This window comes from Clostridium sp. (assembly GCF_016650095.1).
Classification (GTDB): Bacteria; Bacillota; Clostridia; order Clostridiales; family Clostridiaceae; genus Clostridium_AD.
In genome coordinates, this window is the sequence record NZ_JAENWL010000148.1 from 1 (window position 1) to 8,025 (window position 8,025).

The 8,025-nt window shown below is 34.2% G+C and carries 7 protein-coding genes; 6 read left to right on the plus strand and 1 reads right to left on the minus strand.

What is annotated here, in order from left to right:
* Positions 1-398 precede the first annotated feature (398 nt).
* The 6 genes from JJE11_RS10100 to JJE11_RS10125 all read left to right on the plus strand — a co-directional run bounded on the left by JJE11_RS10100 (position 399) and on the right by JJE11_RS10125 (position 7,593).
* Positions 399-605 carry a hypothetical protein gene (locus JJE11_RS10100; RefSeq protein WP_291635154.1) on the plus strand — a complete coding sequence of 69 codons (207 nt, stop codon included), beginning with the start codon at positions 399-401 and terminating at the stop codon, positions 603-605.
* Positions 595-1,800, plus strand: a complete 1,206-nt coding sequence (locus JJE11_RS10105) for a transposase (protein WP_291635156.1) — start codon at positions 595-597, stop codon at positions 1,798-1,800. Before JJE11_RS10100 ends, JJE11_RS10105 begins: the two co-directional genes overlap by 11 nt.
* A gap of 410 nt (positions 1,801-2,210) precedes the next feature.
* A complete protein-coding gene (locus JJE11_RS10110; RefSeq protein ID WP_291635158.1) occupies positions 2,211-3,650 on the plus strand; it encodes a methyl-accepting chemotaxis protein in 1,440 nt (479 codons plus the stop codon).
* Positions 3,651-3,683: 33 nt separating this feature from the next.
* On the plus strand, positions 3,684-4,973 hold the full coding sequence (locus JJE11_RS10115; protein ID WP_291635161.1) for an aconitase X: 1,290 nt from the start codon (positions 3,684-3,686) through the stop codon (positions 4,971-4,973).
* Positions 4,973-5,422 carry a DUF126 domain-containing protein gene (locus JJE11_RS10120; protein ID WP_291635163.1) on the plus strand — a complete coding sequence of 150 codons (450 nt, stop codon included), beginning with the start codon at positions 4,973-4,975 and terminating at the stop codon, positions 5,420-5,422. The genes JJE11_RS10115 and JJE11_RS10120 overlap by 1 nt, the downstream gene beginning before the upstream one ends.
* Positions 5,423-5,424: 2 nt before the next feature.
* A complete protein-coding gene (locus JJE11_RS10125; RefSeq protein WP_291635166.1) occupies positions 5,425-7,593 on the plus strand; it encodes an FAD-dependent oxidoreductase in 2,169 nt (722 codons plus the stop codon).
* Between the two features lie 125 nt (positions 7,594-7,718).
* Here JJE11_RS10125 and JJE11_RS10130 read toward each other — a convergent pair whose 3' ends face one another.
* Complete coding sequence (locus JJE11_RS10130; protein ID WP_291635168.1) at positions 7,719-7,850, minus strand: hypothetical protein; 132 nt, start codon at positions 7,848-7,850, stop codon at positions 7,719-7,721.
* Positions 7,851-8,025: the final 175 nt, after the last annotated feature.

Here is an 8,025-nt window from a genome sequence, read left to right on the forward strand (position 1 = left end):
ATATATTTCATATAAAAATTCTCCTTAATCTTATTTATGACGCACGCAATATAATCATATTTTTACTTCATGATATTTAGCAAGTTGGGTAGTTTTGCCTATCCCGCCAAAAAGGTATATTAGGGGCAAAATATATTATTAATGTGGATTTTGGACGTTTCGAAAGTTACACAATGTACTTGTGTAACTTTCACTTCCCTTATTTACCAACGACTTTGGGAGTTTAATATAAAAAGGATAAATTGAATGTTACTCAAACTTCGCACATGTAAAACATAGATAAACCTTTGATACATCAACGTTTTAAAGCATTAATAAATAGAAAAATCCTCTTAAAAATGATATAATGTAAGTAATGACAAATACAATAAACATCAAAATTAGGAGGACTTATTCATATGACCAATATACCACAAATTAGTGAAAATGAAAATGCTTTTATAAAATCTATCACAAATTTTGTTAAAAAATTCAAGGTGATTACTGCTCTGAAAAAATCTAACTGCTATAAAGAAAAAGGTACTTCTGTACACGATATCTTTTGTTATCTTTTGTTATCTATTGCAGCTTGTTTATACTGGCAAAAGTATGTACATGAATTATAAAACTGAAAATACTGAACCTAAATTCGGTAAAGACACCGTATATAGATTTTTAAATTCAATGTACATCAATTGGCGAACATTTCTACTAGAACTATCAAGAACTGTTATAAATACACATTTAACAAATTTAACTTCAGAAGATCGCATGAATGCAATTATTGTTGATGACTCATTTTACGGTAGAACTAGAAGTAAAAAAGTGGAATTACTTTCTAACGTTTTTGATCACGCAAGCAAAGGTGCTAAATACAAAAGAGGTTTTAGAATGCTTACAGCTGGATGGACTGATGGCAATACATTCGTGCCTCTTTCCTTTAATTTACAAAGTTCTGATAAAGAAAAAAATAGGTTTTGCGAAATGAAGGAAGGCCTAAACAAAAACTCCATTGCCTACAAACGTAGAAAACAAGCAATTTCAAAGTCTACAGATGTTATGATTGACTTGCTTAAAACTGTTGTAAAGGCTGGTATACCTGCAAAACATGTCTTGTTTGATAGTTGGTTTTCTTATCCTTCTATAATAATGAAAATACTTAAACTTAACTTACATACTGTAGGTAGGCTTAAAAATACTACCAAAATAAAATATATTTTTAACGGTGAAAGAAAAACATTATCCCAAATATATAAATCAAGGAAAAAACGACCTGGAAGATCAAAATATCTTTTATCAGTAATGGTGCAGATTTATGATGCAGATGATAATAAATTGGATGTAAAACTAGTTTTTGTTCGGGATCGCAATGATAGAAAGAAATGGATCGGATTCATTTGTACTGATTTAAGCTTAACAGAGGAACAGATTATTGCCCTTTATGGAAAACGATGGAGCATTGAAGTTTTCTTTAAACTATGTAAATATTATCTAAATCTTGGGAAAGAATTTCAAGGTCTTTCTTATGATTCAATGACTGCACATACTACAATTGTGATGACCAGATATATTATGCTAGCTGTAGAAAATAGAAATACTAAGGATGAACGCACCATGGGTGAACTGTTTTTTCTTATCCATGACGAACTTCAAGATGTAAATTTCTCAGAAGTTTTAAGAGTTATTCTCGATGTTTTAAAAGAAGTTCTACAGGATCTATTGTTTTTAACTGACGAGCAAATAGATAGATTTATTGATAATTTTATTTTAAAACTACCTAAACATTTTGCTGAGAAATTTGGGACTAAAAAAGTAGCTTAAAAGTAAATATTAATGCTATTTTAAGCTACACAAGTATTTATCCGTAAGGGTTTTCAGGCATTTTTCGCCTGCGAAGTATGAGAATGTTACTTAATATTAATATTTGATACTGTTATGTAACATATTTTCTGCTTTGGTCCTAACTCAAAACCTCAAATATGCTAATATACCTTTTTGGCGGGTAAGGTAAAAACACCCTTAATGAATTGGTGCTTAAATTTAAAATTTAAAGTTTAAAGTTTGTTTTAATTTCCCCCAGATTTATAGTCTGGGGGAAATTTTTTGGAAAAAACAAACAAAAAATATGTTGAAATATGTTATAAATCAGTGTAAACTATCTTAGATAGAGAAAATAATGTAAAATAACATGGCTGCAAGAACATATTATTAAAGGGAAGAGAAGGGATTGTATGAAATTCATAGCAAATTTAGGTGTAAGAAAAAGACTTATTGTAGTGTTTGTATTAGCATATATTTTTATGCTTTTAATTGGAGTACAGGGGATATTAGGTGCAAATAAGATAAACCAAGGTTCTAAGGCCATATATAGTAATAACTTAATAGCTATTAAGGGTTTAGAAGAGATTAAAGGGAATTTAAGTGATACTGTAGAAAAAACAAAAATAGACCAATTAATTAGTGAAAATGAGAAAGCCACTAAGGCGATAAATTCAAATAATATAGCTCAGTTTAATAAAGTTAGGAAAATAATTATAATCTACATAGTAGTAGCAATTTTATTTATAATTCTTCTATCATCGAAAGTGGATAAAAATATAATGAAGTCTTTAAACAAGATAAAAGATTCAGCTAATAGATTAGCTTTATACGATTTTTCAAATCCTATTATTATTACAAGCATGGATGAATTTGGACAAGCCTCCATTGCCTTAAATATAGCCCAGGAGAATATTAAAGGGCTAGTAAAAGAAATAATGAGCCATGCTTCAGATATGAGTGCATCTTCTGAAGAAATTCTAGCTACAACTCAAGAAATAACAGCTAAAATAGAAATTATAGATCAGTCAACAGTGGAAATAAACAGCTCTGTTCAAGAAGCAAGCAGCACCTCAGAGGAAATAGCTGCATCTGTTCTGGAAGTTAACTCAAGTATGGAAGAGTTATCTTCAAAGGCTATGGAGGGTAGTGGTAATGCTGATCAAATTAAAGAGAGAGCAGGAAAAGTTCAGGCATATGCTAAAAGTGCTTTGGAGAAAAGCAATAGTATTTATGAAGAAAAGGAAAGAAACATATTAAAAGCTATAGAGGATGGAAAAGTTGTAGATGAAATAAAAGTTATGGCAGATGGAATTGCAGCTATTGCATCACAAACTAATTTGCTTGCTTTAAATGCAGCCATTGAAGCAGCTAGAGCTGGAGAGCAGGGAAGAGGTTTTGCAGTAGTTGCAGAGGAAGTAAGAAGACTTGCAGAACAATCTGCAGAAACTGTAAATACCATTCAAAGTACTATAATAAAAGTTGAAACTGCATTTAAAAATTTATCCGTAAATAGCAGTGATGTACTTAAATTCATTATAGAAAATATTAAACCTGTCCTAGAAGAATACTCAAAATCAGGAAAACAATATGGTGAAGATGGTGAATTTATAAGCGCTATGTCAGAAGAGATTGCATCAATGTCAGAAGAAGTGGAAGCCACAGTAAGTGAAGTCAGTAGGGCAGTTGAAAACCTGGCAGAAAATTCACAGCTTTCCGCAGAACATACAGGAGATATTCAAATTAGTATAGAGGAAACTTCAAAAGCTATGGAGCAGGTAGCGCAAGCTTCACAAGTTCAAGCAGAACTTGCACAAAAGCTTAACGAACTGGTACTAAAATTTAAGATTTAAGGATATATTTTAAATAAATGGGGGGAATTATAAATGGCTGATTATAAAATGGAGCTTACTACTGAAGAGATGGACATCTTAGAAGGAAAACAGGGTGCTACACTTCAAAAAGCAATAAAATCCTTAGTGTTATATGGAGAAGCCTTTGGAGCAAAACGTCTGTTAAGTATTGATGGACCCATACATCTTGTAACATCCTTTGGAATTCCTATATTAAAGCCTGTGTTTGATATGATGGAAGAGCTGATCTCAAGTGGACTTGCCACAGAAAAGAAATTTACTGTGGACCCAAGACCTATTGACTATGCAAATGTGAAATGCAGCTTACCAGAAAAAGTTGTATTTAAGATCATGTATGGAAAACAGAAGGAATATGAAGCACAGCTTAAGAAAGTAGGGCTTAAGGATGAAAACGCTTTTACTTGTACATGCTATCTTCCTCAGGTAGGTAATGTTCCGAAGAAAGGGGAGATATTATCCTGGGCGGAATCCTCAGCTGTAGTTTTTGCAAATTCAGTATTAGGGGCTAGGAGCAATAGAAATTCAGGAGTTATTGAGCTTCTTGGAGGGATTGTTGGTAAGGTTCCAGAGTTTGGTCTTTTAACAGATGAGGGAAGAAAGGCAAAGTGGTTAGTTGAGGTGAAAACATCCAAAATACCAGAGGCACAGATTTTAGGAAGTGCAATCGGTATAAAGGTAGTTGAGGATGTGCCTTATATAGTGGGTCTGGATAGATATCTTGGAAGTGGTATTAATGATAGCACCATTGACTATCTAAAGGATATGGGGGCAGCAAGTGCATCAAATGGTTCAGTGGGACTCTACCATGTTGAGGGCATAACTCCCGAGGCTGTAGAACAAAAGAGAGAACTTCTCCAGGATGGTTATAATACATATGTTATTGATGACGCAGAGATAGAAAGAACATTAAAGTCCTATCCAATGCTTTGGAAAGACAAGGATTTAAAGCCTAAAATATGCTTTATTGGTTGTCCACAACTAACCATGAACCAATTATATGGTTGGGTAGAGAAACTGGCATTAGCATTACAGGCTGAGGGGGGAAGCAAGTTAGCTATAAATACGGTTTTATGTGCCGCACCAAATGTTGCACAGGAGTTTGAAAAAGACAAGGAAACCTATAAAAAATTAAAGGATATGGGTGGAAACCTTACATCAATTTGTCCACTTATGTATATGAACAACCCACTTTGTTCAAAAAAGCCTGTTATAACAAACTCAAATAAGCTAAGAACCTATACAACTGCAAGATACTTTGTGGATGAGGAAATATTGAAAATAATAGCTAGGGGGAGAATATAATGGGAAGGACATTTAAAGGAAGGGTTGTTTTAGGTGGAAATATTAAGGGTGAGTGTGTTGTTAGCCATGAGGGGGTAAATACCCTTGCTTCTTTTCAAAAGAGTGCCCTTAAGAAAGCTAAAAAAGTTATATGTTCTGACGGAAATAATAAAGATCTATATAATAAAAACTTAACAGGTAAAATAATGTGTTTGCCAAAGACTATAGGCTCAACAACAGGGGGAATGGTACTGCAAACTATTGCTCAAATGGGTATAGGACCACTAGCAATGTTGTTTTCAGAACATATAGATTCTCTTGCTGCGGCAGGAATAATACTTTCTGATGTTTGGACTAATAAAAGAATTATAGCTGTTGATGGGCTTGGGGATGAGTTCCTTAAGTATGTACATGATGGACAAGTAATTGATATAAAAGAAGATGGCACAATATTTGTGGAGGGGGACTAATAATGGAATATAATAAAATATTTGAGCCAGGAAAAATAGGTAAATGTAAGCTTAAAAACAAGATTATAATGGCCCCTATGGGAAATATCAATATGGCAGATCCAATTGGAAGACCTCTTCCTAAAATGATTGACTATTTTGTAGAGAGGGCAAAGGGAGGCACTGGGCTTCTTATTACTGGACTTATTCCTGTGTCCTTTGGTATTGATCCTACGGTTTCTGAGGATAATAATACTACATATTTTCCTAGAATAGATGGTTCCTCAAGAACCAGGCTTTCGGGATGGAGAGATCTTACAGCAGGGGTTCATTCCTATGATTCAAAGATATTCATACAACTTACAGCGGGACTAGGACGGGTGGGTTCTCCTGAACCTGCATTAAAAGGCAAGATGTTAAAATCAGCTTCCATTAATAAAAACTATTATGTACCACAATTGCCACATCTACCCTTCACAGATAGAGCAATTAAGAAGATAGTTAAAAGCTTTGGACAGAGTGCAATAAATGCAAAGGTGTCAGGCTTTGATGGAGTTCAGCTTCACGGACATGAAGGATATCTTATGGATCAGCTTACTTCAGCCCCATGGAATAGAAGAAAGCTTGGAAGGTATAGCAATAAATTTCAGTTTGCTTTAGATGTTGTGGCTGAAATCAAGAAAAGATGCGGTGAGAATTTTCCTATAATATATAGAATCGATCTTACCCAGGGGCTTAAAGAGTCCTATGGTGAAAAAGTATTTAAAGAACGTTTTAAAGGAATGGAAAGAAGTATGGAGGAGGGACTTGAATTCTGCAAAGTTCTTGCAGAAGCAGGAGTGGATGCCTTCGACGTGGATAAAGGTTGCTATGATAATTGGTTTTGGCCACATCCACCAGCATATTTTGATGATATACCCTATGTAGAGGAGATAGCAGGAACACTTAAGGATTACTTTAAAAAGAATAATATAGAGGCTAAGGTTATAGCAGTAGGAAAGCTTGGTAAACCTGAAAAGGCTGAGGAGGTTCTTGAAAAGGGATGGTGTGACTTCTTTATGCTTGGAAGACCATTATTAGCGGATCCCTATTGGCCTCAGAAGGTTAGGGAAGGAAGGGTTAAGGAGATTACCCACTGCATGGGTGATCAGGAGGGTTGTATACAATCCTTCATTCTTGGTGGACATCCTTGCTGTGCATTAAATCCTTACACTGGCTTTGAAGATACAAAGAAATCTGTTAAAGCAGATAAAATAAAAACTGTAGCAGTAATAGGAGGAGGACCTGGAGGATGTGAAGCTGCAAAAACAGCCTATCTTAGGGGTCATAAGGTTACACTATTTGAAAAAAGTTCTAAATTAGGTGGGCAGTTAATTTACGGTGGTAATATGAAAATAAAACATGATCTTTTAAGATATGTAGAAAATCTTCAATATCAGATGGAACTTTTAGGTAAGGCTGGTCTCCAAATAAAATATAATACCACTGTAACTCCAGAAGAATTAAAAGGAAAATATGATGTTATAATCTGCAGCAATGGCATAAAGCCTTTTATACCTAATATAGAGGGCAAGGATACTATAAGGTTTAGTGAAGCTAGAGAATTTTTAAGCACAGACATGAAACTACCAGAGAATGTTAAAAAGGTTACTGTTGTTGGAGGCGGCGTAGTTGGCTGCGAAGTGGCATACTCTCTTGCCTATGAAAAAGGATTGGAGGTTACTGTAGTAGAAATGCTTCCAAATGTAATGAGTGGAGTAGTACAGGCCAATAGATCCATGCTTTTATGGATGATGATGGGAAATGGAGCTCCCTCAGGGAAAATTCAGGGCGCAATAAAAACTCCAGTAAAAATATATAATGCATCAAAGGTTGTAAAGTTTCAGGAGGGTAAAGTGTCCATCAAAGCAAACAAAAAGAGAAAAGAGCAGTACACGCCTTGGCAGACCCTTGTACCTGAAAATATTCATAACCCCTTTGATAAGATTTTAGATCCAAATAACACAGAGGATATATCAATTGATACTGATTATGTAATATTTTCAACTGGAGGAAGTGCTGATGATTCTCTGTATTATCAGCTTCTAAAAGAAAAGGCTGCTAATGAAATTTATTGTATAGGTGATGCAAAGCAGCCAGCAAGAGCTTGGGAAGCGATTAGTTCTGCAAATGATATAGCTAGAAGCATATAAAACAAAGTGTGGTTAAATTCCCTCAAACTAATAATTTGAGGGAATTGTTTTAATAAGGGGTATGAAGAACATAGCTGTAACCAGAAGCAATAGGAAAATTTCAAACTTTATTTGAGAGTACTGGTCTATAAATACTTTTTTAAGGATTCTATACCAAGTTTCAAATTACTTTTCTCCATAACTTTTTCAATAGTTCCCATTTTCAGTTCTTCTGCCAGGGCTATAATATCTGTTAAGGTTTTATATGAATGTTTCACTTGATCCTGTAGACGGCATATTTCAGTACACCTTTCGAAAGTTCCTATAATGTCAAGAGTAGGAACTTATTTTAAGATTAGCTTACCATATGCATCTAAAATACTCAATAAAATGCTTTAAATACACCTAAGTTCAAGTTCCAAAATAAGATTCGGAACTTTCATATATGGAAAA